General features: G+C 70.6%; 19 protein-coding genes. 8 read left to right on the plus strand and 11 right to left on the minus strand.

The window, feature by feature from the left end; genetic code table 11:
- Positions 1–4 precede the first annotated feature (4 nt).
- A complete protein-coding gene (locus ABIC63_RS20040; protein ID WP_354321082.1) occupies positions 5–487 on the plus strand; it encodes a MarR family winged helix-turn-helix transcriptional regulator in 483 nt (160 codons plus the stop codon).
- 183 nt (positions 488–670) lie between these two features.
- On the opposite strand, the gene ABIC63_RS20045 is transcribed toward ABIC63_RS20040, so the two are convergent.
- From ABIC63_RS20045 to ABIC63_RS20060, 4 genes are all read right to left on the minus strand, one after another.
- The gene (locus ABIC63_RS20045) at positions 671–1,435 is read right to left on the minus strand and encodes an SDR family NAD(P)-dependent oxidoreductase (RefSeq protein WP_354321083.1); all 765 of its coding nucleotides are present in this window, start codon (positions 1,433–1,435) and stop codon (positions 671–673) included.
- 67 nt (positions 1,436–1,502) lie between these two features.
- Complete coding sequence (locus tag ABIC63_RS20050; RefSeq protein ID WP_294369982.1) at positions 1,503–2,273, minus strand: sulfite exporter TauE/SafE family protein; 771 nt, start codon at positions 2,271–2,273, stop codon at positions 1,503–1,505.
- 116 nt (positions 2,274–2,389) lie between these two features.
- Positions 2,390–5,386 (minus strand): putative bifunctional diguanylate cyclase/phosphodiesterase, encoded by a 2,997-nt coding sequence (locus tag ABIC63_RS20055; protein ID WP_294369985.1) that lies wholly within the window; start codon positions 5,384–5,386, stop codon positions 2,390–2,392.
- On the minus strand, positions 5,383–6,432 hold the full coding sequence (locus ABIC63_RS20060; RefSeq protein WP_354321084.1) for a TRAP transporter substrate-binding protein: 1,050 nt from the start codon (positions 6,430–6,432) through the stop codon (positions 5,383–5,385). Before ABIC63_RS20060 ends, ABIC63_RS20055 begins: the two co-directional genes overlap by 4 nt.
- A 201-nt stretch (positions 6,433–6,633) precedes the next feature.
- Here ABIC63_RS20060 and ABIC63_RS20065 point away from each other — a divergent pair, with 201 nt between their 5' ends.
- On the plus strand, positions 6,634–7,242 hold the full coding sequence (locus ABIC63_RS20065; protein ID WP_294369990.1) for a hypothetical protein: 609 nt from the start codon (positions 6,634–6,636) through the stop codon (positions 7,240–7,242).
- Here ABIC63_RS20065 and pcaF read toward each other — a convergent pair whose 3' ends face one another.
- From pcaF to ABIC63_RS20080, 3 genes are read right to left on the minus strand one after another with little or no spacing between them, the layout of a single operon-like run.
- Positions 7,243–8,448: a 3-oxoadipyl-CoA thiolase gene (pcaF, locus tag ABIC63_RS20070; RefSeq protein ID WP_354321085.1), complete on the minus strand. Its 1,206-nt coding sequence runs from the start codon at positions 8,446–8,448 to the stop codon at positions 7,243–7,245. It lies immediately after the preceding gene.
- Positions 8,449–8,490: 42 nt separating this feature from the next.
- Positions 8,491–9,150: a 3-oxoacid CoA-transferase subunit B gene (locus ABIC63_RS20075; RefSeq protein ID WP_354321086.1), complete on the minus strand. Its 660-nt coding sequence runs from the start codon at positions 9,148–9,150 to the stop codon at positions 8,491–8,493.
- The gene (locus ABIC63_RS20080) at positions 9,150–9,857 is read right to left on the minus strand and encodes a 3-oxoacid CoA-transferase subunit A (protein WP_354321087.1); all 708 of its coding nucleotides are present in this window, start codon (positions 9,855–9,857) and stop codon (positions 9,150–9,152) included. The genes ABIC63_RS20075 and ABIC63_RS20080 overlap by 1 nt, the downstream gene beginning before the upstream one ends.
- Before the next feature lie 137 nt (positions 9,858–9,994).
- Between ABIC63_RS20080 and ABIC63_RS20085 the strand changes: the two genes are divergently transcribed.
- Together ABIC63_RS20085 and ABIC63_RS20090 are read left to right on the plus strand one after the other, a co-directional pair.
- Entirely contained in the window at positions 9,995–10,789 is a 795-nt protein-coding gene (locus ABIC63_RS20085; RefSeq protein ID WP_294370000.1) for an IclR family transcriptional regulator domain-containing protein, read from the plus strand.
- A gap of 216 nt (positions 10,790–11,005) precedes the next feature.
- Positions 11,006–14,077, plus strand: coding sequence for an EAL domain-containing protein (locus ABIC63_RS20090; RefSeq protein WP_354321088.1), 3,072 nt, complete (start codon positions 11,006–11,008; stop codon positions 14,075–14,077).
- A gap of 15 nt (positions 14,078–14,092) precedes the next feature.
- Here ABIC63_RS20090 and ABIC63_RS20095 read toward each other — a convergent pair whose 3' ends face one another.
- Genes ABIC63_RS20095 through ABIC63_RS20105 form a run of 3 tightly spaced genes read right to left on the minus strand, consistent with a single transcriptional unit; the run spans position 14,093 to position 16,253 of the window.
- Positions 14,093–15,295: a beta-ketoacyl-[acyl-carrier-protein] synthase family protein gene (locus tag ABIC63_RS20095; protein ID WP_354321089.1), complete on the minus strand. Its 1,203-nt coding sequence runs from the start codon at positions 15,293–15,295 to the stop codon at positions 14,093–14,095.
- Positions 15,292–15,543 carry an acyl carrier protein gene (locus ABIC63_RS20100; protein WP_017759745.1) on the minus strand — a complete coding sequence of 84 codons (252 nt, stop codon included), beginning with the start codon at positions 15,541–15,543 and terminating at the stop codon, positions 15,292–15,294. The genes ABIC63_RS20095 and ABIC63_RS20100 overlap by 4 nt, the downstream gene beginning before the upstream one ends.
- A 26-nt stretch (positions 15,544–15,569) precedes the next feature.
- Positions 15,570–16,253, minus strand: a complete 684-nt coding sequence (locus ABIC63_RS20105; protein WP_294370011.1) for a phosphatase PAP2 family protein — start codon at positions 16,251–16,253, stop codon at positions 15,570–15,572.
- Between the two features lie 91 nt (positions 16,254–16,344).
- On the opposite strand from ABIC63_RS20105, the gene ABIC63_RS20110 reads away from it, so the two are divergent.
- The 3 genes from ABIC63_RS20110 to ABIC63_RS20120 all read left to right on the plus strand — a co-directional run bounded on the left by ABIC63_RS20110 (position 16,345) and on the right by ABIC63_RS20120 (position 18,984).
- Entirely contained in the window at positions 16,345–16,779 is a 435-nt protein-coding gene (locus ABIC63_RS20110) for a DUF1841 family protein (protein ID WP_234197961.1), read from the plus strand.
- Positions 16,780–16,827: 48 nt separating this feature from the next.
- A complete protein-coding gene (locus tag ABIC63_RS20115; RefSeq protein ID WP_294370018.1) occupies positions 16,828–17,814 on the plus strand; it encodes a Bug family tripartite tricarboxylate transporter substrate binding protein in 987 nt (328 codons plus the stop codon).
- Between the two features lie 294 nt (positions 17,815–18,108).
- Positions 18,109–18,984 (plus strand): SGNH/GDSL hydrolase family protein, encoded by an 876-nt coding sequence (locus ABIC63_RS20120; protein WP_354321146.1) that lies wholly within the window; start codon positions 18,109–18,111, stop codon positions 18,982–18,984.
- Positions 18,985–19,057: 73 nt separating this feature from the next.
- On the opposite strand, the gene opgC is transcribed toward ABIC63_RS20120, so the two are convergent.
- Entirely contained in the window at positions 19,058–20,251 is a 1,194-nt protein-coding gene (gene opgC, locus ABIC63_RS20125) for an OpgC domain-containing protein (protein WP_354321090.1), read from the minus strand.
- 164 nt (positions 20,252–20,415) lie between these two features.
- Between opgC and ABIC63_RS20130 the strand changes: the two genes are divergently transcribed.
- Positions 20,416–26,406 (plus strand): alpha-2-macroglobulin family protein, encoded by a 5,991-nt coding sequence (locus ABIC63_RS20130; RefSeq protein ID WP_354321091.1) that lies wholly within the window; start codon positions 20,416–20,418, stop codon positions 26,404–26,406.
- Positions 26,407–26,430: the final 24 nt, after the last annotated feature.

Genomic DNA, 26,430 nt, shown 5'->3' on the forward strand with positions numbered 1-26,430 from the left:
CGCCATGACGCCCGCCAAGCCCCGAACCCGAAAGCCCGTCCCGCCGCCGTCCACCGCGCCCGAGCCGCTGGACAGCCATGTGCTCGAAAGCCTGGTGGGCTACAACGCGCGCCGCGCCTACCTGGTCGTGTATGTCGCCTTCGCCGAGCGCATGGCCGTCTACGGCCTCAAGCCGACGGATTTCTCCGTGCTCTCGCTGCTGGCGCACAACCCCGGCGCCACCTCGCGCCAGCTGTGTGCGGCGCTGGACATCCAGCCGCCCAACTTCGTGAGCCTGGTGGCGGCCATGGACCGCCGGGGTCTGATCGAACGACGACCCCATCCGCACGACGGCCGCGCGATGGGCCTGCACCTCACGCCAGCCGGCCATCAGCTCATGGTCGAGGCGGAAGAGGCCGTGATCCAGCTGGAGAAAGAAGCCAGCCACAAGCTCACCGACCGCGAGCGCGAGACCTTGATCCGGCTCTTGCAGAAGATTTACCTGTAGCGGCGCCAGCGCGCCGCCCGGCATAGACCTGGCGTCACCTTCCTGATCGAACGGCCGCGGAGCAGGCCATGCCAGTGCACCCGAGGAACTGGCTTTGCCAGGCCTCCGGGTGCGCCCCCCTCCCGAGCCGAAGGCGACAGAGAGAGGGGGGAGCCGCGTAAGCGGCTTGGGGGGTGCTTCAGTTCAGGATTTCCGCACATCCCCCACCGGCTGGGCGCCAAAGTCCGGCCGCTCCAGCCAGGCCAGCACCTTGCGGGCGGCCGACTCGGGCGAATCCAGTTGCCCGTTGCGGTGCAGGGCCTCGAAGCGGCCGCGATCGGGAAAGAGCGCCGCGTCGGCGCTGCGCAGCGCGATCTGCATGTCGGTGTCGATCACGCCGGGCGCCAGCGACACGATGCGGGCGCCGCCTTCCTCGGCCTCCTCCAGCGCCACGGCGCGCGAGAAATGGTCCATGCCTGCCTTGGCCGCGCAATAGGGCGCCTGGCTGCCCATGGCATTGCGGCCCAGCCCCGAAGAGATGTTGAGCACCCGCCGCGGCATCGACCAGCCGGCGGTCGCCGACAGGAAGGCGCTGGTCAGCAGCAGCGCCGCCTCCAGGCCCACGCGCAGTGCCGCCGACAGCTCGCCCAGCGAAGCCCGGGCCAGTGGCGCCGTGCGCCCCACGGTGCCCGCGTTGTTGATCAGCACGGCACGGCCAAGGGCGGAAGGGTCCTGCTCGGCCAGCCAGGCGGCCAGCCGCTCGGCCACCGGCAGCGGATCGGCCAGGTCGGCCGACCACTGCAGCACCTCGCTGCCCGCGGCGGCTGCTTCGGTCTCCAGCGTGGCATCGGTGCCGCGGGACAGGCACAGCAGCCGCACGCCGCCGCGCGCGAGCAGCTGGCTGGCCATCGCACGGCCCATGCCGCGCGAGGCGCCCGTCAGGACGATGAGTTCGTGGACAGAAGCCATGGGCGAAAAACTCCTTGCAATGGAAAGTCGAGGATGGGCGAGGCAGGCCAGCGAGCGCGCGCAGCCTTCAGAAGAAACCATCCCACACCAGCTTGAGGCCGGTGAGGAACATGCCGCCGTAGACGCAGCGGTAGAACCACGTCGGATCGATGCGCCGTGCCACGTGCACGCCCGCCCACACGCCCAGCGGCGCAAGCGGCATCAGCAGCAGCGAGGTGCTGAAGCTGCGCGCGTCCAGCAGGCCCAGCCAGGCGTAGGGGATCCACTTGGCGAGGTTCACCAGGAAGAACAGGTAGGCCATCGTGGCCGTGAAGACGATGGGCCGCAGCTTCAGCGGCAGCAGGTAGGCGTTGATGGGCGGCCCGCCCGCATGCGAGATGAAGCTGGTGAAGCCCGACAGCACGGTGAGCACCCAGCCCGCGGCGCGCGAGGGCGGCGGCGCATCGGGGCGCGGCGGAAACAGCAGCCGCTGCGCCAGGAAGAGCAGCGTGCACACACCCACGATGCCGGCCACCGTCGCCGCCGACAGCGCATGGAAGAGCAAGGCCCCCAGCACTACGCCTACCAGCGCCGGCGGCACCAGGAAGGCCAGCAGCCGGCGGTCCAGGTCGCGGCGGAAGGCGGCGATGCCCAGCACGTCCATCACGAACAGCAGCGGCATCAGGATGGCGGCCGCGCGCGGCACCGTGATGGCCAGCGACATGAGCGGCACCGCCAGCGAGCCGAAGCCCGCGCCGAAGCCGCTCTTGCTGATGCCCAGCAGCAGCACGGCGGGGACGGCGACCAGGTAGAAGGCAGGGTCCGCGATCGGCGGCGCGAAGAACTCGGGGAAGGACAAGGCGGGGCGGCCGCGCGGCGGGCCGTGGCAGGAAGAGCGAAGCGGGCATTGTGCCGAGGGCCGCCCCGGCGTGCAGGACGCGGCGCGGGACGCCGGGCCGGCCCGCGCCCCTGCCTTCAGAGCGGGATCAGCTCCGTGTCGAGCTGCGACTCCAGCACCTCGACCGGCTGCGGCCGGCCGAACAGGAAGCCCTGGCACACGCGGCAGCCGTTGCGGGTCAGGAAGTCCAGCTGCGCCTGCGTCTCCACACCCTCGGCCACCACCTCCAGGTCGAGGTTGGCCGCCATGCCGATGAGCGTCTGCACGATCAGCTCGATCTTGGGATTGGTGCCGATGCCGCTGACGAAGAACTTGTCGATCTTGATCTGGTGCAGCGGCAGCTGCGCCATGTACGACAGCGACGAGTAGCCCGTGCCGAAGTCGTCCATCGAGAAGCGGATGCCGATGGCGGCCAGCGACTTCATCTTGCGGATGGTCTCGGCCACCTCGTCGTGCAGCAGGCTTTCGGTCAGCTCCAGCTTGAGCTTGGACGGATCGGCGCCGGTGCGGATCAGCACCTCGCGCACCTTGTCCGCGAAGTCCTCCTTGCGGAACTGGCGCGCGCTCACGTTCACGGCCAGCGTGAGGTGGCGGCGGCGCGGATGGTTGCTCCAGTCGTCCAGCTGCTTGCAGGCCTGCTCCAGCGCCCACAGGCCGATGGGCGAGATCAGACCGGTCTCTTCCGCCACGTCGATGAAGGCGGCTGGCGGGATCAGCCCGCGCTGCGGATGCAGCCAGCGGATCAGCACTTCGGCGCCCACCACGCGCCCTTCGGAGGTCACCTGCGGCTGGTAGTGCAGCAGGAACTGGCCGCGCGCCTTCAATGCCGCGCGCAGCTCGCTCTCCAGCGAGGCGCGCGCATTGACGGTGGTCTGCATGTCGGCCTCGAAGAAGCGCAGCACGTCGCCGCCGGCCGTCTTGGCGTGGAACATGGCGATGTCGGCCTGCTTGAGCAGGTCCTCCAGCGAGGCCGAGCTGGCGCTGATCAGCGTGGCACCGATGCTGCAGGTGCCGTGGTAGGTCATCGCCGGCAGCTGGATGGGCCGGCCCAGCTCGGCCAGCACCGCCTCGCCGAAGGCCTGGGTCTGCATCACGGCGGTGGCGGAGTCGGCGCTCAGGCCCTCGATCAGGATCACGAACTCGTCGCCGCCAAGGCGGGCCACGGTGTCGCCCTCGCGCATGAGCTGCTGCAGCCGCTGCGCCACCTGCTTGAGCAGCACGTCGCCGGCATTGCGGCCCTGCGCGTCGTTGAGCGTCTTGAAGTGGTCCAGGTCCAGGAAGAGCAGCGCCGCCTGGCGCTCGCGCCGCACGTTGGCGTCGATGGCCGACTGCAGGCGGTGCAGCAGCATGCGCCGGTTGGGCAGGCCCGTCAGGTTGTCGTAGAAGGACAGGTGATCGATCTGCAGCTGCGCCGACATGCGGTCGGTAATGTCGCGCAGGATGACGATGAAGCGCGCGTCGGCGCCCTCGCCCACCAGCTTGCGCGAGGCTGAGATCTCGAACCAGGCCGTGCCCTGCGAGGCGCGGCGCTCGAACTGCTTGCCGAAGGACAGGCCCTTCAGATAGGCCTCGCGCATGGCGGCCATGATCTGGATGGCGGCGTCGCCGGGCAGCACCTCCGACAGGGTGCGGCCCACCGGGTCGCCGATGTCCAGCAGCGAGGCGCGCGCCGAATGGAAGCCGATGCAGCGCCCGTCCAGGCACAGCTCCAGCAGCACGTCGGGCAGCGCGTCGAGCGTGGCCTGCAGCTGGGCCTTGCCTTCCACGATGTCGGCCAGGTGGCGGCGCTTCTCGCTGGTGTCGCGGTAGACGCAGACCATGCCGCCGTTGGGCGTCGGGCTCTTGACGACGACCACCGTGCGGCCGTCGGGCAGTTCCAGCTCCTGCTCGCCCGGCGCGGGCAGGCTCGGCGGCAGCAGGGCCGCCTCCTCTGCGCTGCGGCCCGAGACGGCACTCTCGACCGCCACCATGTGCATGCGCGCCTCCAGCGCGACGCGCGCCTGCGGAAAGATCTCGGCGAAGCGCCGGTTCCAGGCCGCCACGCGGCCTTCGGCATCCAGCAGCACGAAGCCGTCGGACATGGATTCGAGGGCCTGGTCCAGCATGCTCTTGGCATGCAGCGCCTCGCGGCGGCGCAGCCACTGTTCGCGCAACTGATGCAGCGCATAGGCCGACACGCCCACCACCATCAGCATCAGCAGCACCGTCACGCCCACGATCAGGTTGCGCTCGGTGCGGAAGCCCTCCAGCACCTCCTCCATGGGCAGGCCCGCGCTGAGCACGATGTCCTGGTTGAGCGTGGGGCGCAGCGCCATCAGCGCGTCCTGCCCCATGAGGCGCGAATTGGCACGCACGATGCCGCGCGCATCGGCGGCGCTGCGCAATTCGGGCAGCGAGGCCGAGCCTTCGGCGATCTCGCTGCGCGGAGGCACGCTGACCAGCAGGCCCTGGCTGAGGCTTTCGAGCGTGACCTCCATGCCGTCGATGCCCGCCCCATGCGCCAGCAGCCGGGCCAGCGACGCCACCTGCACCTCGGCCAGCGCGATGCCTTGCGTGCCGTCGGGCAGGCGCACCATGCGGGTGAAGTACAGCACCTGCTGCGAGGTGCGCGGGCTGAGCGAGGGCGCCGTGGTCATCAGCTCGGGCACGGGCTGGCCCATCAGGCGGGCGGTGAAGGCGGGCGACAGCTGCACCGCCTCGCCGCCCGGAGGCGAGACCACGCTGCCGTCCGGACGCAGCACCTCCAGGCGCTCGACCAGCAGGCTGTGCCGGGCGAGCGACTGCATGCTGGTGGCCGCCCGCTGCGCCGCCGCGGCCATGTCCTCGTTGCCCACGGGGCGCAGCAGCATGCCCAGGTCGGCCAGCAGCAGATCCACGCCCAGCAGGTTCTGGTTGACGGCCGCCACCGACCCGCTGAGGAAGCGGTCGATCTGGTCGCGGGCGTCGTCGACGGCGCGGCTGCGCATCTCCAGCACCGCGAACACGGAGAGGCCGAAGACCACCACGATGAACAGCGTGGCCAGCGCAAGGGTGGACGCGGCCAGTTGCCGCGGCGGGCTGCTGGTCGACTTCATGGCGTCCGCGCCGCCTTGCCGTCGACCACGGGCGCAATCGTGCGCTGCCACAGCCGCGTGCACTCGGTACCGCAGCGCTGCAGCCAGTTGACCAGGATGGTGGAGCGGAGGATCTGGCGGCGCAGGCGGTCGTCCTCGGCGGTGGGCGCGACGGCCACCATGGCGCCGGGCGTGCCGCCGTCGCAGGGACCGGCGCCGGTGTTGCAGGCGACGGCGAGGTCGGTGTCGCGGATGGACTGGTCCCAGATGCGGCGTTCGAGCTGCGGCAACTGCTGCTCCAGCACGATGCGCAGGTCGGCCGGGAGCACCGCCCAGGCGTCGGCATTGGCGCCGAAGATGGCCAGGCCCCAGTTGATCGGCATGGTGAAAAGCGAGCGGGTGATGCGGTGCAGCCCCAGGGTGTTGCCCGAGGCCCCGCCGGTGATGGCGCAGTCGGTGTTGCCCGAGGTCATGTTGCTCATGAGTGCGGCGAAGGCGGTCGGCACCGGGGTGCCGCCCAATGCCTGAACGAAGTCGGCCTGGGTGCCGCTGGAGACCCGGATGCGCCGGCCCTTGAGGTCGGTCAGGCCCTTCATCGGCGTGGCACAGAATATGACCTGCGCCGGGTAGATGTACATGGCCAGCAGCTTCACGTTGAAGCGCTCGCGCAGCATGCGGTCCATCTCGGGCCGGAAGGCATCGACCACCCGCCGCAACGTGGCGGCATCGGCGCTGAGGCCGGCCACGTCGGGCAGGGCGAGGGCCGGATGCTCACCGCCCACCTGGCTGAGCAGCACGGTGCCGAAAGGCACCACGCCGGTCTCCAGCAGGGTGAGCATCTTGTTGCCGGGCACCCCGGCCTGGTCGAAGGGCGCAATGGTCGCGGCCACCCGCCCCTGCATCAGCCGGGGCAAGGTCTGCGTCCAAAAGGGCGCCTCGTGCTGCGTGTACTGGGCAACCCCCGCCAGGCCCCCCACGACCCGCAACTGCAGGGGCGTGTCCTGTCCTGCCGCGGGCCAGGCGGCGGCCCAGACACAGCAAAAAAAAATCCTCAGGAAGAGGCGCATGGGGCAGAAATGAACGTGCGGCGCGCAATCAATCCCCGCATCTTGAAGAGGAATTGGCCATGTTGCAAATTGTGTCTCGACTTTAGGACTTCGCGACACATTTTTGGAAACCTTAAGTATTCGTTCTGACGTTGCGCGCGCGGCAGGTGTTGCAGACCTGCCTACACTGCCTCGTTTTCGGCATTTCCCTGCGGAACTTTCATGGACTTCCTGGCCTTGCTGGCCCTGGCCGCGCTTGGCCTGCATTTGTTGAAACGGCGCGATCAACAACGTCGCATCGCGCTGCTCGGCGCGAAGCTGGCGCCCTACCGCATCGAACCCCAGATGGAGACGCTGCTCGACGGCTATCTGCGCTGGCTGGACGAGGCGGACGAGGACCGCCGCCGGCAGATCTGGCAGACGCTGTGCGCGACGGAGGAATCGCTGGCCGAGCAGCTGCGGCGCTTCGCTGCCGACGTGGCCGGCACGGAGGCACCGCTGGCGCAGATGAGCAAGCTGCCGATGTGGCTGCCCTGGGCGCAGCCGCTGTTGTCGGGCGGGCTGCTGTTCGATGTGCGGCGCGCCTTCGCCATCCATGCGAAGGGCATCGCGGCCGTGGCGGCCAACGAGCCCGGGCTGGCCGACAAGCCGCGGGCCTTCATGATGAGTGCGGAGCTGCTTCTGCTGCAGCACACCTGCCACTGGTTCTGCCGCTCCAAGGCCGTGGCCAGCGCGCGGCTGCTGGCCCGGCACGGCACCTCGTACGAGCAGGTGCTGGCCTCGGTGTCGCCGCGCACGCGCAGCGACTACCTGGCGCTCATCGGCCGCTGATCAGACCTTTTCGAGGATCAGGGCGATGCCCTGGCCCACGCCGATGCACATGGTGCACAGCGCATAGCGGCCGCCGCCGCGGTGCAGCTGGTTGACCGCCGTGGTCGCCAGACGCGCGCCACTGGCGCCCAGCGGATGGCCCAGCGCGATGGCGCCGCCGTTGATGTTGACGCGCGCGTCGTCGTCCTTCAGGCCCAGCATGCGCAGCACGGCCAGGCCCTGGGCCGCGAAGGCCTCGTTCAGCTCGATGACGTCGATCTGGTCCAGCGAGAAGCCGGTCTGCGCCAGCACCTTCTGCGTGGCCGGTGCCGGACCGATGCCCATGATGCGCGGCGCCACGCCGGCCGTCGCCATGCCGACGATGCGGGCGCGCGGCGTCAGGCCGTTCTTCACGGCCGCCGCTTCGCTGGCGATCAGCAGCGCACAGGCGCCGTCGTTCACGCCGCTGGCATTGCCGGCCGTGACCGTGCCCTCGGGCTTGACCACGCCCTTGAGCTTGGCGAGCGACTCCAGGCTGGTGTCGCGCGGATGCTCGTCCTTGGCCACGACGATGGCGTCGCCCTTCTTCTGCGCAATGGTCACGGGCACGATCTCGGACTCGAAGAAGCCCGACTTCTGCGCCGCCACCGCGCGCTGCTGGCTGGCCAGGGCCATGCGGTCCTGCGCCTCGCGCTCGATCTTGAACTGCTCGGCCACGTTCTCGGCCGTTTCGGGCATGGAGTCCACGCCGTACTGCGCCTTCATCAGCTTGTTGACGAAGCGCCAGCCGATGGTGGTGTCGTAGACGGCGTTGCTGCGGCTGAAGGCCGACTCGGCCTTGGGCATGACGAAGGGCGCGCGGCTCATGCTTTCCACGCCGCCGGCGATCATCAGCTGCGCCTCGCCGGCCTTGATGGCGCGGGCCGCGCTGCCCACGGCGTCCAGGCCCGAGCCGCACAGGCGGTTGATGGTGGCGCCCGGCACCTCGATGGGCAGGCCGGCCAGCAGCGCGGCCATGCGCGCGACGTTGCGGTTGTCCTCGCCGGCCTGGTTGGCGCAGCCGTAGAGCACGTCGGTCACGGCCTGCCAGTCGACCTTGGCATTGCGTTCCATCAGCGCCTTGATGGGGATCGCGCCCAGGTCGTCGGTACGCACGCTGGCGAGTGCGCCGCCGTAGCGGCCGAAGGGGGTGCGGATGGCGTCGCAGATGAAGGCGTCGATGGTCATGCGGAAGGTCTCCTTGGGAATCGGATGGAAAGGGGTCGGTGTTCAGTCGGCAGCCGTGTCTTCGGCGATGGGCAGGCCCACCAGCCGTTCGAGCTCCTGCAGCGACAGGCCCGGCACGCGATCGATGCAGCGCAGGCCCTGCGGCGTGCAGGCCAGTGTCGCCAGGTCGGTGTAGATGCGCTTGACGCACGCGAGACCCGTGAGCGGATAGCTGCATTGCGCCACGACCTTGCTCGCGCCCTGCTTGGTCAGCAGGTCCATCATGACCCAGGTCTGCTTGGCCCCCGTGGCCAGGTCCATCGCACCACCGACCGCCGGGATGGCCCCGGGCTCGCCGGTGCTCCAGTTGGCCAGATCGCCCGTGGCGCTGACCTGGAAGGCGCCCAGCACGCAGATGTCGATGTGGCCGCCGCGCATCATGGCGAAGCTGTCGGCATGGTGGAAGTAGGCGCCGCCCGGCAGCAGCGTCACGGGCTGCTTGCCGGCGTTGATGAGGTCGTAGTCCTCCTCGCCCGCGGCCGGCGCCGGGCCCATGCCCAGGATGCCGTTCTCGCTGTGCAGCACCACCTCGCGGCCCGCGGGCAGATGGTTGGCCACCAGCGTGGGCTGGCCGATGCCGAGGTTGACGACGGCACCGTCGAAGATGTCCTGTGCCACGCGGGCGGCGAGCTGGTCCTTGGTTCGGCGTTGGTAGTCGGCCATCACGCCACCTCCTTCTTCTTGAAGCCGCCGGCCTGGGTGGCCGTGCGGTCGATCTTTACCACCCGGCTGACGAAGATGCCGGGCGTGACGATGGCCTCCGGGTCGAGCGTGCCCAGCTCGGCCACCTCGTGCACCGTGGCGACGGTCGTCTTCGCGGCCATGGCCATCACGGGGCCGAAGTTGCGCGCGGCCTTCCGGTAGGTGAGGTTGCCCCAGCGGTCGCCCCGCTCGGCCTTGATGAGGGCCAGGTCGCCGTGGATGGGGAGTTCGAGCACGTAGTGCTTGCCATCGATCACGCGGGTCTCGCGGCCGGCCGCGAGTTCGGTGCCATAGCCGGTCGGGCAGAAGAAGGCACCGATGCCGGCACCGGCGGCGCGGATGCGCTCGGCCAGATTGCCCTGGGGCACCAGCTCCAGCTCGATCTTGCCGGCGCGGTAGAGCCCGTCGAAGACGAAGCTGTCGGCCTGCCGCGGGAAGCTGCAGATGATCTTGCGCACCCGGCCGGCCTTGAGCAGCGCGGCCAGGCCGGCCTCGCCGTTGCCGGCGTTGTTGTTGACCACCGTGAGGTCGCGCGCACCCTGCGCGATGAGGCCGTCGATCAGCGCGTCGGGGATGCCGGCCGTGCCGAAGCCTCCGATCAGCACCGTGGCGCCATCGGGCGTACCCTGGAGCGCCTCCTCCACCGAGGCGGCGAGTTTGTCGATCATGCGGGGTTCCTTCTTCAGGGACGCCAGCCTTTGCACGGGCGGGCGCGGGTCACGGGAAAGTCGACGGGGAAAAGCCGGAAGATGTTCGTAATACGAACATTTGTTCTTAGAATGAATTCTAGCCCGCTTCCTCGACCATGCCATCCACCCCGTCTTCCACCGAAGTCCCCGAAGCGCCACGCCCCGGCGACGGTTTCGTGCAGTCCTTCGCCCGCGGCCTGCAGGTCATCCGCTCCTTCAGCGCCAGCGCGCCGCGCCAGACTTTGAGCGAGGTCGCGGCCGCCAGCGGCCTCACCCGCGCCGGGGCGCGCCGCATCCTGCTCACGCTGCAGACGCTGGGCTATGTGGAAAGCGACGGCCGCTTCTTCTCGCTCACGGCGCGCATCCTGGACCTGGGCTTCGCCTACCTGTCGTCGATGCCGATCTGGAACCGCGCCGAGCCGGTGATGGAGTCGCTGGTGGCCCAGGTCAAGGAGTCGTGCTCGGCCGCGGTGCTGGAGGGCACCGACGTGGTCTACGTGATGCGCGTGCCCACGCACAAGATCATGCGCATCAACGTCGGCATCGGCTCGCGCCTGCCGGCCTACTGCACCTCGATGGGCCGCGTGCTGCTGGCCGCCCTGCCCGAGGACGAACTGCAGCGCCGCCTGGCCGCCTCGCCCATCGCCCCGCTCACGCGCCACACGCTGACCGATCCCGAGGCCATCGCCGCGCGTATCGCCCAGGCGCGGCGCCAGGGCTGGTGCCTGGTGAACCAGGAGCTGGAGGAAGGGCTGATCTCCATCGCCGCACCGGTGCGCGACCGCGCGGGCCGGGTGCTGGCCGCGCTCAACATCAGCGGCCAGGCCAACCGGACCAGCGCCAAGGTGATGCAGGACAGCCTGCTGCCGCCGCTTCTGGACGCCGCGGCGCGGGTGTCCAGCCTGCTGTAGGGTCGCCGCCGAACCCGTAGATTTGATCTAGCGCAATACAAGCAGGGGCGGCGCTGCCCAGAATCGGCGCGCCATGCGCCCTCCCTCCCTGCCCCCGCGGCCCTCCGGGCGCCTGCGCCCGCCGCCGCGGCCCGATGCCATGGCCGGATGCGGCGCCATGCCCGCCCAGCCGCACCGGCTGGCACCGTCACCTCAGGCCTTGCCGAAGGCCGCCCCGTGAGCGCGGCGCCCTCCGCCCCACCCTCGGACTGGGGCAGCCTCCAGCCGCGGCACGCCCTGGCCGCGCCGGCGGCGGCCCCCGATGCGCGCCCGGTGCAACTGCCTCGCGCCTGGTACCTGCGGGTGGGCGCGATGGCGGCGCTGCTGCTGGCGGGCCTCACCCTCACCTACCTGCGCGCCGATCCGGCACCGGCCAGCGCGCACATGGCCTTCCTGTGCCAGCTGCTGGGCGTGCGCGAGGCCGATGCCGGCTTCGATGCGCAACTGCTTTCGCTACAGGCCGGGCGCACGGTGGACGACCGCGCGCTGTCGCAGTTCGCCACCCGGGCCGCGCAGCAGATCCAGCAGCTGCAGGCCCTGCCCGACGTCGTACCCGCGGCGGATCGGCCCGCGCTGCAGCAGGCGCTCGCCGCCCTGCGCACGGCCATGGAGGCCAAGGCCGCCGGCCTGCCAGACTTCCGGCGCAGCCACCTCGGACTGGTGCAGGCCCAGGCCGGCCTGCCCTCTGCCGCCCAGGACCTTCTGCAGGCCACCGAGAGCACGCCGCTGCAAGGGGCTGCCCGGCGCTACGTGCTCGGCTTCCTGCCGGGCAGCGGCAACAGCGACAGCGACGGCGCGGAGGCCGACGCGGCGGCCGAGGCGCTGCGGGTGGCCGCCCAGTCCGACCCCGCGCTCGCCCTGCCCGTGCAGCGCCTGCTCACCCAGGGCGACACCATCCATCGCCTGCGCAGCGCCCGCGACGGCGCGGTGGACGCCGTGCGCAGGCTCGACACCACGGCCCGCATCCAGGACGTGCAGCGCCGCTACGAGGAAAGTTGGCGGCGCCTGGACGCCGAGGCCCACGCCTGGCGCCTGGTGCTGTTCGGCCTGGCCATGCTCATGGCCGCTTACCTGAGCTGGGCCTTCCTGCAGTGGCACCGCATGCAGCGCCAGCTGGCGGGCGCCCATGGCGAACTGCAGCGACGCTACCAGGCGCAGCTGGCGGCCGAGCAGCGCCTGAAGCTGCATGCCACCGCCTTCGAGAACGCCTACGACGGCATCACCCTGACCGACGCGCGGGGCAACATCGTCGACGTCAACCCGGCCTTCTGCCGCATCACCGGCTACAGCCGCGCCGAGGTGATCGGCCGCAACCCCAGCATGATGCAGTCGGGCCGCCACGACCGCGCCTTCTACACGGCCATGTGGAAGCGCATCCTGGAGACGGGCAACTGGAACGGCGAGATCTGGAACCGCAACAAGTACGGCGAGGTGTACCCGGAGCTGCTGTCCATCTCGGCCATCCGCGACGGCCACGGCCAGGTCAGCAACTTCGTCGCCGTGTTCGCCGACATCCGGCACCTGAAGGCGCAGGAGAAGCAACTGGCGCGCATGGCCTACTACGACGCGCTCACCGGCCTGCCCAACCGCGTGCTGCTGGCCGACCGGCTGCAGCACGCCGTGGCCCGGGCCCGCGGGCGCGCCACGGTGCTGGCCGTCTGCTACATGGACCTGGACAACTTCAAGCCCGTCAACGACGGCCATGGCCATGCGGCGGGCGACCTGGCGCTGGTCCAGGTGGCGCGGCACCTGCAGGCGGCCGTCCAGCCCGACGACACGGTGGCGCGCACCGGCGGCGACGAGTTCGTGCTGCTCTTCGAGCGCAGCGACACCGAAGGCTGCCACCGCATGCTGCAGCAGGTGGTGGATGCCATCACGCTGCCGCTGCAGGTGGGCGGCGGCAGCCACACGCTCACCGGGAGCATCGGCGTCACCTTCTTCCCGCAGGACGAGGTGGAACCCGAAGCCCTGCTGCGCCATGCCGACCAGGCCATGTACCGCGCCAAGCAGGCCGGCGGCGGTCGCTTCCATGTCTTCGATGCCGAAGACGACCGCCATGCCCGCGATGTCGGCCACCATGCGCAGCGCCTGCGGCAGGCCATGCGCAACGGCGAGCTGGTGCTGCACTACCAGCCCAAGGTGGACATGCGCCTGGGCACGGTGCTCGGTGCCGAGGCGCTGATCCGCTGGCAGCATCCCGAACGCGGGCTGCTGCCGCCCGGTGCCTTCCTGCCCCTGCTGGAGGACGATGCGCTGACCATCGACCTCGGCGAATGGGTGATCGAGCAGGCGCTGGTGCAAGCCGGGCGCTGGGCAGCCGCGGGCCTGCGACTGCCGGTGTCGGTCAACGTGGCCAGCGCGCAGCTGCAGGCGGCCGACTTCATGCGCAAGCTCGGCCTGGCGCTGGAGCGGCATCCGGACGCGGCGGACCTGCTGGAGCTGGAGATCCTGGAGACCACCAGCCTGGACGACGTGGTCAAGGCCGCCCGCATCATCGAGCAATGCCACGCCCTCGGCGTGCATGTGTCCATCGACGATTTCGGCACCGGCTATTCCTCGCTCACCTACCTCAAGCGCCTGCCCGCGCGCACCATCAAGCTGGACCAGAGCTTCGTGCGCGAACTGCTGGAGGACAGCGACAACCTGGTGATCGCGCATGGCGTGATCCGGCTGGTCCACGCGCTGGACCGGCGGGTCATCGCCGAAGGCGTGGAAAGCGAGGCCCACGGCCGCCTGCTGCTGCAGATGGGCTGCGACCGCGCCCAGGGCTACGGCGTGGCTCGCCCCATGCCGGCGGCCGACCTGCCGGCATGGGTGCAGGTGTGGCAGCCGCCGCAGGTCTGGCGCGACTGCGCGCGCGTGCGCTGGACGGACGAGATCTATCCACTGCTGCTGGCCGAAGTGCAGGCGCGCGGCCACCTGCAACAGCTGCGCCATGCGCTGCAGCACGGCCGGCGCCTCACGAGCCCCGTGATGCCGCCGCTGCCGACCCTGCCCGACCCCGCCGCAGCACCCACCCTGTCCGCCGTCGACCGCCTCGCGCTGGTCGAACGGGTGCGCCAGGAGCACGCCATCGTGCGCCGGCACAGCGACGAGGTCGGACGGGCGCTTGCTCTGGGAGCGATCGACGAAGCCCGCTCCCGCGTCGACACCTTGCAGGCCGCGCATGCGCAACTGCTGCGGGCCCTGGCCGACATGCAGTTCGCGCTGGCCTCGCCTGCCACCGCGCGACAGGCCGTGCCCGGCTGAAAGCCGGGCGCGCGGTCAGGATCGTTCGAACAGCAGCACCGCGTTGGAGCCGCCGAAGGCGAAGGAGCTGCTGACGGCCGCCCGCAGGTCGGGCGCATCCAGGCCGGCCGCCGGCACCAGGTTCAGGCCGAAGGCCGGATCGGGCTGCTCGGCATGGGCATTGGGCGGCAACTGGCCGTTCTTGACCGCCAGCACGGTGATGGCCGCCTCCAGCGCGCCGGCCGCACCCAGCAGGTGGCCATGCAGCGCCTTGGTGGAGCTGACGCGCAGCGCGCCGATGGCATCGCCCCAGACGGCACTCAGCGCCTCGGCCTCGACGCCGTCGCCGATTCGGGTGGCGGTGCCATGGGCATTGCAGTAACCGACATCGGACGGCTGCAGGCCGGCCACCTGCAGGGCGGCGCGCATCGCGCGGGCCTGGCCGGCCGCGTCGGGCTTGGTCAGGTGGGTGGCGTCGCAACTGTGGCCCCAGCCGGTCAGCAGGGCATGCGCCGCGGCGCCGCGCGCGCGGGCGCGCTCGGCCGATTCGAGCACCAGGAAGGCCGCACCCTCGCCCAGCGCGAAGCCGGCCCGGTCGGCCGCGAAGGGCCGCACGGCGCGCGATTCCTCGCCGGGGACCACCGGCGCCAGCGTCTGCATGGCCTGCCAGGCCAGCACCACGCCGGGAACGATCAGCGCCTCGCTGCCGCCGGCGATGGCCACATCGACCTCGCCGCGCTGCACCGCCTTGGCGGCCTCGGCGATGGCCACCGCCGACGAGGCGCAGGCCACCGAATAGGTGAACACCGGCCCGCGCGCATTCAGCCGCATCGCCACCTGCGACGCCGGCGCGTTGGGCATGAAGGCGGGAATGGTCAGCGGAGGCACCCGGCCGTTGCCGCGGTAGGCGGCCTCCAGCGCCGTGGCGCCGCCCATGCCACAGCCGCCGTAGACACCAAGGCGCTCAGGCGCCACATCGCGCAGTGCGCCGGCATCGCGGACGGCCATCTCGGCGGCGGCGACCGCCAGCTGGCTGACCCGGTCCACGCCGGGCAGCTGCAGCTTGGTGAACCAGCGGGATTCGTCGAACTGCAGCGTGGCCGCGGCGGCGGGCTTGGGCAGGTCGGGAAAGACGGGCCGGATGGCGGATTCGCCCCGCATCAGGGCCGCGAACATGGCCTGGGCGTCCTCGCCATGCGGCGAGACCACGCCCAGCCCGGTGATGGCGACCTGCGTCACGAGGCCTGCTTCGCGGCCGCCTCGGCACGCGCCTTGTCGACCACCGCGGCCAGGCCGGCGAGGGTCTCGATGCTCGGATCCGGATCGGGCATGGAGATCTTGAAGCGGTCCTCGATCTCGAACAGGAATTCAACCAGGGCGAGGGAATCGAGCCCCTTGTCGCGCATGGACTCGTTCGGGTCCAGGGTGGCAGGGTCGATGCCGTATTTCTCCTGGATCAGATCCTGCAATTCCTTCAGCGAGCTCATGAGTCTTGTGTCTGTAATGTCAAATTTCATGATAGCCGTTCGATCCGCGGGGCCTCGTCCGGCTCGCGCCAGCGCCACCGCAGCGAGGCCGCAGCAAACACCAGGCCCAGCGCCGTGCCGCCCACCACGTCCCAGGCCACATGCTGCCGGGTGGCCAGCGTGGACCAGGCGATGGCCAGCACCCAGGCCAGGCTCGTCAGCCGAAGCGCCGCCGGCGCCCCCACGCGCCGCAGCAGGTGCTCGATCCATACCGCCGTGAAGACGGAGATGGCCACGTGCATCGACGGGCAGGCATTGCCCGCCGCGTCGATGCCGGCCAGCAGCGCGAAGCCGGGCGCATCGGCGCGGTCCAGCGGCAGCGGAGGAATCTGCGTGGGCCACAGGTAGAAGATCATCAGCCCACAGGCGCACAGCGCCCCCGCCCAAACGCCATAGACCAGAAGCGGCATGAAGCCGCGCAGCAGCCCCGGGGCGATGCCCACGTACAGCCACAGCGACAGGTAGGGCACCAGCGCAAGGGGCTCGAAGGGCACCCAGGCATCGACCCAGGTCAGCGGCATGACCAGGGGTGGCCGCGCCGGGTGGCGCAGCAGGTAGAAGTAGCCGATGAAGAACACCCACACCCAGATGGTGGTGCCGACGATCTTGAGCGGGGCGCGCTCGCGCATTCGGGAGCCCAGTTCGCGGGCCCAGGGGGGCAGGTTGGTCATCCGGACGGTGAAATGGGGAATCCGCGATCTTGCCTGATGCGCAAGACAGCCCCGCGGCGGCAGCGTGGTGGCCGGTGCTAACCTCGGCAGGATGTTCAATCCCACCCAGGAAGACGTACGGCGCTTCTTCTGCGCCGTCCACGCCAAGCACCGCGCCGGCCAGCCCATGGAGGCGCTCGAGATCATCGCCGCGGAGTGGATTGCGCAGCACCCCGAATACCACGCCGACCTGGCCGACGCCGACGCCGCCGTCGCCCGCGTCTACGACGGCAAGGACGGCCGCGAGAACCCCTTCCTGCACCTGTCGATGCACCTGTCGATCAGCGAGCAGTGCTCCATCGACCAGCCGCGCGGCATCCGCCAGGCGGTGGAACTGCTGGCCGCGCGCCGCGGATCGCTGCTGGAGGCGCACCACGAGGCCATGGAGTGCCTCGGCCGCATGATGTGGGAAAGCCAGCGCGCCGGGCGGCCGCCCGACGGCCACGCCTACGTCGACTGCGTGCAGCGCAAGGCGACGCGCGACTGAGCGCGGCTGCCGGATCTCCCCTCTTCCCTCCCTCGCCAAGAACGAGACATGCACAGCAAACGCCAATTCCTAGCCCATTCCGCCGCGCTGGCCGCCGGCAGCCTGCTGCCCGGCCTGGCCGGGGCCCAGGGCACCTTTCCGTCGCGCCCGATCCGCATCGTGGTGCCCAATGCCGCCGGCGGCGGCGCCGACCTGACGGCCCGTGCCGTGGGCCAGGCCATCGCCGGACCGCTGGGCCAGGCGGTGGTGATCGACAACAAGCCGAGCGCCGGGGGCATCGTGGCGGGCGAGACCGTCTCGCGCGCCGAGCCGGACGGCCACACCCTGCTGCTGATCTCCAGCGGCTCGGCCGTGAGCGCGGCACTGTTCAAGACCATGCCCTTCGACACGCTGAAGGACTTCGCGCCCATCTCGCTGCTGGCCACCTTCGACCTGGTGATCGCCGTGGCCGGCAACAGCCGCTTCAAGAGCCTGCCCGAGATGGTCAGTTGGGCCAAGGCCAATCCCGGCAAGCTCAACATCGGAACGCCGCAGATCGGCACCACGCAGAACCTGGCGGCCGAGATGTTCAAGCTCACGGCTGGCATCGACGCGCAGGTGGTGCCCTTCAACGGCACCCCGCCGGTGGTGACGGCCGTGCGCGGCGGCGAGATCGACGCCATGGTCGACATCCTGGGCCCGCTGGTGACGCAGATCTCGGGCAAGACGCTGCGTGCGCTGGCCGTGCTCGGCAAGGACCGCGCGCCCCAGCTGCCCGACGTACCCGCCGCCCGCGAGACCGGCCCGGCCTTCGCCCAGATGAACCTGAGCTCCTGGAATGGCCTGGCCGCGCCCGCAAAGACGCCGCCCGCCGTGGTGGACCGCCTCAGCAAGGAGATCCAGGCGGCCCTGGCCAAGCCCGAGTTGGTCCAGCGCCTGCGCGACCTGAACCTCACGGCGCGCAGCAGCACGCCGCAGCAGGCACGCGACTTCCTGGCGGCCGACATCCAGCGCTGGAGCGACGTGATCGCCAAGGCAAAAATCCAGAAACTTTGATCCCCCCATGCCGCTTCGCGGCTCCCCTCTCTACAGCCTTCGGCTTGGAGGGGGGCGCACCCAGAGGCCTGGCGGAGCCAGTTCCTCGGGTGCCCTGGCATGGCCTGCTCCGCGGCCGCTCGATCAGGGCAGAGGCATGCCGTCCCTTGCCAATAAGAGGAGCCGTCGCCCGCGTGGCGAGTGCGGGAATGGGCGGCCGCGCTGGCGCGTCGGCGACAGGCTGACCTAACATCCGTTGCTTTTCGGACAGCCGTCAACCGATTGCGCTGCCGTTCGGTTGAGTTCTTCGTGCCGATGACACTCCTGCCCCACCTTTCGTCCCGCCTCGGTGCGCGCGTGCGCCCGGTGGTCCTGGGTCTCGCCACCTTGCTGGCGACCGCTTCGGCCCTGGCGCAGAGCCCGGTGGCCGTCGCCACCAACGGGCCGTCGCCCGCCTACCTGGCGGCCCACGCGCGCTGGAAGGCTTCGCTCGACGCCTTCGAGAAGGCGGACAAGGCGGCCCTGCCGGCCGAGGGCGGCGTGCTCTTCGTCGGCAGTTCCACGGTGCGGATGTGGACCAACCTGGCCCAGGACTTCCGCAATTGGCCGGTGGTCATCAACCGCGGTTTCGGCGGCTCGACCATGGCCGACTGCAGCCTCTTCGTGCGCGACCTGGTGGTGCGCTACAAGCCCAGCCATGTGCTGGTCTACGCCGGCGACAACGACCTGGCCGAAGGCCGCACGCCCTTCCAGGTGCTGGAAGACTTCGCGCTGTTCGTCAACACCGTGCAGAACGAGCTGCCGGACACACGCATCAGCTACATCTCGATCAAGCCCAGCCCGTCGCGGGCCCACCTGCTGCCGAAGATCCGCGAGACCAACGACATCATCGCGGCCTACCTGCGCACCCAGGCCAAGTCGGACTTCATCGACATCTTCAACCCCATGCTGGGCGCCGACGGGCAGCCGCGGCCCGAACTCTTCCTGCCGGACCGGCTGCACATGACCGAGGCGGGTTATCGCGTCTGGCATTCGGTGATCGCCAGCCAGGTGCAGCCGACGGCCGGGGCGCAGGCGGCGACGCCCGTGCAACCCCCGCCTGCGGTGGGCGCCTCCAGCGCGGCGGCCGTACCCTCGGTGCCGGCGATGGCGCCGACGGGTGCAATGGCGACGGCCAGCCGGCCGCACTGACCGGCGACACCCGGCCGGCCCTGCGTGGGTCCGGCGGCGACATGGCCGCGGGCGGTACTCCAGCCGCCCGGCTTCAGGTCAGGCCGGCAGATCCGGCGGGCGCAATGGCCTTCGCCGACCCCAGGTCCTCGGGCGGCTGAACCGTCTCTTCGGGCGGCGCGGCATCCGCGTTCTGGGTATAGCGCGCCACGGCCCACATCCACGCCAGCACCACGGCCAGCAGCAACGTGTCGGCCCACCAGGGGCGCGAGGTCTGGCTGTCGCCGAAGATGGCCAGCACCGTCAGCACCGCCACCAGATGCGCGCAGAAGGCCGGCAGCGACGCGCGGCCCAGCGTCTCCAGCCAGCGCACGCGCGGCAGCCAGCGGGCCCAGGTCGGGCCGAAGCGGATGGCGACGATGCCCAGCGCGATCAGGTTGAGCAGGCGCAGCGGCCCCAGCTGCCACTTGTCCACCCACAGATTGCGGGCGATGTCCGCGCCGAAGGGCGCCTGGCCATGCTCGCCGAAGTGCCGCCAGTACAGCCCCACCAGCGCCACCGCCACCGCCGGCAGAACCACCGCCCAGTGCAACCGCAGGGGCCGGGCATGCGGCGCGCTGCGCGTGAAGCCCAGCCACAGTCCACCGAACCACAGGAACTGCCAGGCATAGGCATTGAAGGCGCCCATCTCGTTGAAAGGCACCGGCAGGCCCGTCAGCGCGAAGGTCCAGCCGTACAGCCATTCGCTCATCCCGTACTGCGCGCCGATCCACAGCAAGGCGCTGGCCACCATGACCGCCGGCCAGCCCCAGCGCTGATGGCGCAGTGCGAAAGCCAGCACCCAGGGGCTCAGCAGCATGAAGAAGATGTACATCGGCAGGATGTCCAGCAGCGCCGGCTCGTAGACCAGCAGCAGGCCGAAGACGAAGCCTTCACCGGGCTGCGCGAGGTACCAGGACACGAGATTGGTCACCGCCGGCTGCATGCGCCGCACGCCCAGCGCCGTGATCACGGTGAACAGGAAAAGCAGCAGCGCCGCATGCGCCAGGTAGATCTTGAGCACCCGCCGCCAGAAGGCGCTGCGCATGGACTCCACGCCGTCGCGCCGCGCATAGCGGCTGTAGACCAGCCCCGCCATGAAGGCCGACAGCAGCACGAAGCCCTCGGCGGCGGACACCCAGCCGAAGGGCTGGCCGAGCGGGTCAGTGAAGTGGGTGGGCAGGTGGGTGACGGTCATCAGCACGAGCATCAGCCCGCGCAAGGCGTCGATTTCCCAATGGCGTTTCATGAGGCGGGTGGCGGCGGTCGGGCCTGAAGCGAAACGGCTTACTGCCACCCACGCGCACGGCCTGCGGACGAGGGCGCGATTGTAGGAGGCGGCCGGTTCTGCGGCGGGTATGCCGCGGACATCCGCTAACCTGCCGGGTGCTTTCCGAGTCAGAGGGACAAGAAATGAGACTTGCACGACGCCTTCCGTCCGTCGCCGCCCTGTTTGCGGCCGGCTTGACGGCCCTGGGCGCCCAGGCCCTGCAGATCGCCAACCTGTCGCCCCAGGGCGAGGTGGCCCGCGTGCGGCAGGTGGTGGCCACCTTCGACCAGCCGGCGGTGCGCTTCGGCGATGCCCAGGCGCCCGCGCCACTCACCGTCAGCTGCGACAACGCCCAGGCCGGCCGCGGCAGCGGCCGCTGGACCAGCGACCGCCGCTGGGTCTGGACTTTCGAGGACGACCTGCCCGCCGGCGTGCGCTGCACCGCCACCCGCGTCGCCAACTTCAAGTCGCCCGCCGGCGATGCACTGGCCGGTCCGCAGAGCTACGCCTTCAGCACCGGCGGCCCGGCGGTGCGCAACCACTGGCCCAGCTACGGCAAGATCGACGAGGAGCAGCTCTTCCTGCTCCAGCTCACCGGCCCCGCCACGCCCGAGAGCCTTCAGTCCAACCTCTGGTGCGCCGCTGATGGAATGGGCGAGCGCATTCCGGTCAAGCTGGTCGAGGGCGAGCAGCGCGCGGTGCTGATCAAGGCACGCGGCGTCGAAAGCCTCGCGAAGAAGGAGCCCCTGCGCTTCGTCGCCCTGCAATGCAACCGAACGCTCACGCCCGGCAGCCGGGTGCAGCTGGTGTACGGCAAGGGGGTGGCGACGCCTTCGGGCGTCGCCAACTCGGTGGAGAAGCGCCTGTCCTTCGAGGTGCGCGAGCCCTTCGCTGTCAGCTTCAGCTGCGAGCGTGAGAACGCGCAGGCCGCCTGCCTGCCGCTTCGGCCCATGATGCTGAGCTTCAACGCACCGGTCACCCGCAAGCTGGCGGGCCAGATCGAGGCCAAGGGCGGTGGCAAGACCATCAAGCCGGTGCTGGAGGACAACGGCGGCGGCGACGACGCGGTGGTCGATTCGGTCACCCTGCCCGCGCCCTTTCCCGAGCGCACCGAGTTCACCATCTCGCTGCCCCGCGGCTTCCAGGACGCCTCTGGCCGCACGCTGGGCCAGGAGGACGGCTTTCCGATGAAGACCGCCACCGGCGCCATGCCGCCACTGGCCAAGTTCGCCGCCTCGCCCTTCGGCGTGGTCGAGCGCCTGGCCGAGCCGAACGGCGTGGCGCTGATGCCGGTGACCGTGCGCCGCGTGGAGCCTGCCCTGCGTGTGGAGGCGCTGACGCCCGGCAAGGTGAGCGACCTCAATCCGAAGACCGACGCCGAGATCATCGCCTGGTACCGCAAGGTGCAGCGCTACGACCAGACCACGGTGGCGCGCGACGAGGCCCGCCGCGACAGCCGCGCACCGCTGCCACCGGTGGTGGACCGGGACAACGCCAAGCGGGTGGAGACGCGCGCCGTCTCGCTGCTGACCAGCCAGGCCGGCGCACGCCAGCTGGACATGCCCAAGTCCGATGCCGCCGACGACCGGCCCTTCGAGGTGGTGGGCATTCCGCTCACGCCCGGTTTCCATGTGCTGGAGATCGCCTCCCGCAAGCTGGGCGAGGCCCTGCTGAACGAGGAGTACGGCGCCAACCGCACGATGTACGTGCGCACGACGGCGCTCGCCACCAATCTGGCGGTGCACTTCAAGCTGGGCCGCGAGAACAGCCTGGCCTGGGTCACCACGCTCGACAAGGGCAAGCCGGTGGCCAATGCGCAGGTGCGCGTGTCGGACTGCCTCGGCAGGGAAATCGCCACGGCCCGCACCGATGCCAACGGCCTGGCCCGTCTGGCCGACGTGCCCTCCGAGCCGACGAGCTGTTCGGGCGAGGACGACTACTACAGCGAGGCCGCCTGGTTCGTCAGCGCCCGCGCCAAGGACGACAAGGGCGTGGAAGACCTGGCCTTCGTCTGGAGCAACTGGCAGCGCGGCATCGAGCCCTGGCGCTTCAACGTGCCCACCAGCATGGACGCGCAGCCCGACGTGGTGGCGCATACCGTGCTCGACCGGCCGCTGCTGCGCGCCGGCGAGACGGTGTCGATGAAGCACCTGATCCGCACCCAGACGGCGCAGGGCTTCGGCCTGCCGACGGACCGGCCGGGCCGACTGGTCATCACGCATGTGGGCAGCGGGCAGGAGTTCACCCAGCCGATCAACTGGCGCTCCACCGGCACCGGCGGCCTGAGCGCGGAGAACAGCTTCCAGGTGCCGCCGGCGGCCAAACTGGGCGTCTACCAGATCGAGCTGCGGAGTGGATCAGCGCCGCAGCGCGGCGAGGCCGAGGAAGACGGCGATCGCAGTGGCCGCAGCTATTCGACCGGCCAGTTCCGCGTCGAGGAATTCCGCCTGCCGGTGCTGGAAGGCCGCGTGGCGCCCGCCGACAACAAGCCGCTGGTGGCCGTTACCAGCCTGCCGGTGGCGGTGCAGGTGAACTACGTCTCGGGCGGTCCGGCCACCAACCTGCCGGTGCGCGTGTCGGCCATGGTGCGCGGCATGGTGCCGAACTACCCGGACTTCGACGGCTTCAGCTTCTCGCCGCCGCGCAAGGCCGAGGAGCGCTCATCCAACAGTGATGAAGAACAGCCCGAATCCACGCAGGACACCCGCGTCGTCGCCGACAAGCTGCCGCTGACGCTGGACCGCAGCGGCGCCGGCCGCGTCAACGTCGACAAGCTGCCCGCCACGGCCGACACCGGCCCGCGCGAGCTGCTGCTCGAAGCCAGCTATGCCGACCCCAACGGCGAGGTGCAGACGCTGCGCAGCACGCGCACGCTGTGGCCGGCCGCCGTGGTCGCGGGCATCAAGACGGAGGGCTGGGTCTCCACCGACCGGCAACTGCGCTTCCAGGCCCTGGCGCTGGACCTGGCCGGCAAGCCGCAGCCCAACGCCAAGATCAAGGTCGAGGCCGTGGCCCGCATCACCACCACCAGCCGCAAGCGGATGGTGGGCGGCTTCTACACCTATGACAACAAGACCGAGGTTAAGCCACTGGGCACCGTGTGCAATGGCCAGACCGACAGCCGCGGCCTGCTGCTGTGCGAGGCGCAGATCAAGGAGGCCGGCGAGGTCGAGCTGGTGGCGACCGCCACCGACGGCGAAGGCCGCGCGAGCCGGGCCGCCGGCTCGGTCTGGGTGACCAAGCAGGGCGAGCTGTGGTTCGGCGGCGAGGACAACGACCGCATCGACGTGCTGCCCGAGAAGAAGAGCTACCAGCCCGGCGAGGTCGCCAAGTTCCAGGTGCGCAGCCCCTTCCGCTTTGCCACCGCGCTGGTGTCGGTGGAGCGCGAGGGCGTGCTCGACACCCAGGTGGTGCAGCTCAACGGCCAGGACCCGACGGTCAACCTCACCATCAAGCCCGAATGGGGCCCGAACGTGTACGTGAGCGTGCTGGCCCTGCGCGGCCGGCTGCGCGAGGTGCCGTGGTATTCCTTCTTCAGCTGGGGCTGGAAGGCGCCGCGTGAATGGTGGACGGCCTTCTGGGTCGAGGGCCGCGAGTATGTGGCGCCGACGGCGATGGTGGACCTGTCCAAGCCGGCCTATCGCCTCGGCGTGGCCGAGATCCGCGTCGGCACCGAGGCGCACCGCCTGGATGTGGAGGTGGCCACCGACCAGCCCAAGTACACCGTGCGGGGCAAGGCGCAGGTGACCATCACCGCCCGCCTGCCGGGCGGCAAGCCGGCGGCGGGCGCCGAGGTGGCGCTGGCCGCCGTCGACCAGGCGCTGCTGGAACTGATGCCCAACGACAGCTGGAAGCTGCTGGAGGCGATGCTGCAGCGGCGCAGTTGGGGCGTGTCGACCTCGACGGCGCAGATGGAGATCGTCGGTCGCCGACATTACGGCAAGAAGGCCGTGCCTGCGGGCGGCGGCGGCGGCAAGGCGGCGACGCGAGAGCTGCTGGACACGCTGCTGCTGTGGAACCCGCGCGTGGTGCTCGACGCCAACGGCCAGGCCACGGTGACGGTGCCGCTCAACGACGCGCTGACCACTTTCCGCATCGTGGCCGTCGCCGACTCGGGCACCAACCTGTTCGGCACCGGCGAGGCCACCATCCAGAGCACGCAGGACCTGCAGATCATCAGCGGCCTGCCGCCCCTGGTGCGCGAGGACGACCAGTTCCGAGCCCAGTTCACGCTGCGCAACACCACGGCCAAGCCGATGAAGGTGGAAGTGGCGCCGCGCGCCACGCTGCTGACGCTGGCGCCGCGCACGGTGGACATCCCGGCCGGCGAATCGCGCGAGCTGGCCTGGGACGTGACCGCTCCCGCCCAACTGGGCCAGACGCGGGCCGAGGCCATCCTGTGGGAGATCGAGGCCCGGGACGTTTCGGGCAACGCGCGCGACGCGCTCAAGGCCAGCCAGCGCATCCTGCCGGCCGTGCCGGTGACGGTGCAGCAGGCCACGCTGGCCCAGGTGGACGGAATGTTCACGCTCGACGTGCAGGCGCCCGCCGGCGCCCTGCCCGGCCGCGGCGGCATCCAGCTGGCGCTGCAGCCGCGGCTGGCCGAGGGCCTGCCCGGCGTGCGCGACTGGTTCGCCCGCTATCCCTTCGCCTGCCTGGAGCAGAAGACCAGCAAGTCCATCGGCCTGCGCGACGGCAAGCTGTGGCAGTCGGTCGCGGCGCAGATCCCCGGCTATCTGGACGGCGACGGCCTGGCCAGCTACTTCCCGCCACAGGGCGGCGACGCCAATCGGGGCAGCGACATCCTGACCAGCTACCTGCTGGCCGCGACGAACGAGGCCGCAGGCATCGACCCTGCCTTCGCCCTGCCCGACGCCGTGCGCACGCCGATGGAGAACGGCCTGATCGCCTTCGTCGAAGGCCGCATCCAGCGCGACTTCTGGAGCCCGCGCAAGGACCTGGACGTGCGCAAGCTGGCCGCGCTGGAGGCGCTGTCGCGCTACGGCCGCGCCACCGGCGCCATGACGGGCAGCCTCACCATTGCGCCCAACCAGTGGCCCACCAGCGCGGTGATCGACTGGATCAACGTGCTGCGCCGCGTGAAGGACGTGCCCCAGCGCGAGCAGCGCCTGCGCGAGGCCGACCAGGTGCTGCGCGCCCGCCTTTCCTACCAGGGCACCAAGCTGATCTTCAGCACCGAGCAGGACGACTACTGGTGGTGGCTGATGGCGGGCGGCGACGTCAACACCGCGCGTCTGCTGCTCACGGTGATGGACGACCCGGCCTGGAAGGACGACCTGGGCCGCATCGCCGCCGGCTTCATCGGCCGCCAGCAGCGCGGCGCCTGGAACACCACCACCGCCAACCTGTGGGGCGGCCTGGCGCTGGAGAAGTTCAGCCGCGCCTTCGAGAGCGCGCCCGTGACCGGCACCACCGGCGCCACGCTGGGCGACGCCAAGGCGCAGGTGGATTGGGCCCGCGTCGAGCGCATCAAGGCCAGCGACCCGACCGGCGCGCCACACCAGGCCAGCGCCATCGGCGCCCCGGCCGCCGCCGGCATGCTGCGCAACAACACCATGAGCCTGCCCTGGCCGGCCGGCGAGGGTCGCGGCACGCTGCTGGTCACGCAGCAGGGCAGCGGCCGGCCATGGCTCACGGTGCAGTCGATGGCCGCCGTGCCGCTGACGGCGCCGGTGGCCGCGGGCTACAGCATCAAGAAGACCATCACGCCGGTCGAGCAGGCCAACGCCGGCCGCTACAGCCGCGGCGACGTGCTGCGCGTGGCGCTGGAGGTGAACGCCAGCACCGACATGACCTGGGTGGTGATCAGCGACCCGATCCCCGGCGGCGCCACCATCCTGGGCAGCGGGCTGGGCCGCGATTCGCAGATCGCGACGCAGGGCGAGAAGTCGGCGTCCGGCCGCGCCGCGCCGGCCTTCGAGGAGCGCAGCTTCGAGGCCTTCCGCAGCTACTACGAGTACCTGCCCAAGGGCGTGGTGAAGATGGAGTACACCGTGCGCCTGAACAACGCCGGCGACTTCGCCCTGCCGCCCAGCCGCGTCGAGGCGATGTACGCGCCGGAGATGTACGGCATGGTGCCGAATGCGCGGATGAAGGTGGAGGTCAAACAATGAGCGCCAGCCCGGCCGCTCCGAAGT

Source organism: Pseudacidovorax sp. 1753, assembly GCF_040544975.1.
GTDB lineage: Bacteria > Pseudomonadota > Gammaproteobacteria > Burkholderiales > Burkholderiaceae_C > Xenophilus.

Bases quoted from the DNA above. Each gene is read 5' to 3' on its own strand.
- ABIC63_RS20040 (WP_354321082.1), top strand. From the start codon at position 5: ATGACGCCCGCCAAGCCCCGAACCCGAAAGCCCGTCCCGCCGCCGTCC.
- ABIC63_RS20045 (WP_354321083.1), bottom strand. From the start codon at position 1,435: ATGGCTTCTGTCCACGAACTCATCGTCCTGACGGGCGCCTCGCGCGGC.
- ABIC63_RS20055 (WP_294369985.1), bottom strand. From the start codon at position 5,386: ATGAAGTCGACCAGCAGCCCGCCGCGGCAACTGGCCGCGTCCACCCTT.
- ABIC63_RS20060 (WP_354321084.1), bottom strand. From the start codon at position 6,432: ATGCGCCTCTTCCTGAGGATTTTTTTTTGCTGTGTCTGGGCCGCCGCC.
- ABIC63_RS20065 (WP_294369990.1), top strand. From the start codon at position 6,634: ATGGACTTCCTGGCCTTGCTGGCCCTGGCCGCGCTTGGCCTGCATTTG.
- pcaF (WP_354321085.1), bottom strand. From the start codon at position 8,448: ATGACCATCGACGCCTTCATCTGCGACGCCATCCGCACCCCCTTCGGC.
- ABIC63_RS20075 (WP_354321086.1), bottom strand. From the start codon at position 9,150: ATGGCCGACTACCAACGCCGAACCAAGGACCAGCTCGCCGCCCGCGTG.
- ABIC63_RS20080 (WP_354321087.1), bottom strand. From the start codon at position 9,857: ATGATCGACAAACTCGCCGCCTCGGTGGAGGAGGCGCTCCAGGGTACG.
- ABIC63_RS20085 (WP_294370000.1), top strand. From the start codon at position 9,995: ATGCCATCCACCCCGTCTTCCACCGAAGTCCCCGAAGCGCCACGCCCC.
- ABIC63_RS20100 (WP_017759745.1), bottom strand. From the start codon at position 15,543: ATGAGCTCGCTGAAGGAATTGCAGGATCTGATCCAGGAGAAATACGGC.
- ABIC63_RS20105 (WP_294370011.1), bottom strand. From the start codon at position 16,253: ATGACCAACCTGCCCCCCTGGGCCCGCGAACTGGGCTCCCGAATGCGC.
- ABIC63_RS20110 (WP_234197961.1), top strand. From the start codon at position 16,345: ATGTTCAATCCCACCCAGGAAGACGTACGGCGCTTCTTCTGCGCCGTC.
- ABIC63_RS20115 (WP_294370018.1), top strand. From the start codon at position 16,828: ATGCACAGCAAACGCCAATTCCTAGCCCATTCCGCCGCGCTGGCCGCC.
- ABIC63_RS20120 (WP_354321146.1), top strand. From the start codon at position 18,109: ATGACACTCCTGCCCCACCTTTCGTCCCGCCTCGGTGCGCGCGTGCGC.
- opgC (WP_354321090.1), bottom strand. From the start codon at position 20,251: ATGAAACGCCATTGGGAAATCGACGCCTTGCGCGGGCTGATGCTCGTG.
- ABIC63_RS20130 (WP_354321091.1), top strand. From the start codon at position 20,416: ATGAGACTTGCACGACGCCTTCCGTCCGTCGCCGCCCTGTTTGCGGCC.